Source organism: Pelosinus baikalensis (assembly GCF_020819555.1).
Lineage (GTDB): Bacteria > Bacillota > Negativicutes > DSM-13327 > DSM-13327 > Pelosinus > Pelosinus baikalensis.
Window position 1 is genome coordinate 1 of record NZ_JAJHJB010000152.1, and the last position, 552, is coordinate 552.

Annotated in this window: 1 protein-coding gene; it reads left to right on the forward strand. The window is 38.8% G+C overall.

The window, feature by feature from the left end; all coding sequences use genetic code 11:
• Nucleotides 1–24 precede the first annotated feature (24 nt).
• Nucleotides 25–552 (forward strand): KR domain-containing protein (locus tag LMF89_RS25550; protein WP_369412732.1); only part of this gene is annotated, 528 nt, incomplete at its 3' end.

The following is a 552-nucleotide window of genomic DNA, read 5'->3' on the forward strand; positions in this document are numbered from 1 at the left end:
TATGCGATTCAAATCTTTGAGCAGATTCAAAGTATGATGAAAAATAAACGGAAAGAGAATATTCTAATTCAGATTGTAGTTGTTAAGCAAAATGAAGGGCGGCTCTTCTCTGGTTTTTCCGGACTTTTAAAAACGGCGCAGCTTGAGAATCCAAAACTGAGGGGACAAATTATTGAAGTAGACCAGGAAGAAGAGACTGGCGAAGTCGTGAAAAAATTGGAGGAAAATAGCTATTCTCTGGATTATCAGATTCGGTATCAAAATGAGAAACGGTATGTTATGGAGTGGAAGGAAATAGAAGATTCGCAAGAAAAGTCGTCAATTCCCTGGAAGGATCAGGGAGTATATTTAATTACTGGGGGTATTGGAGGACTTGGACGTATTTTTACGCGGGAAATTATAAGTAAAGCAAAAGATACGACCATAATTTTGACAGGACGGTCACCACTCAATGAAGAAAAACGAGGAACACTAAAAGAGTTGGAAGCAAAGGGAGGCAAAATTGAATATAAGCAGGTCGATGTTACGGATAAGAAAGGGATAGCCCATCTA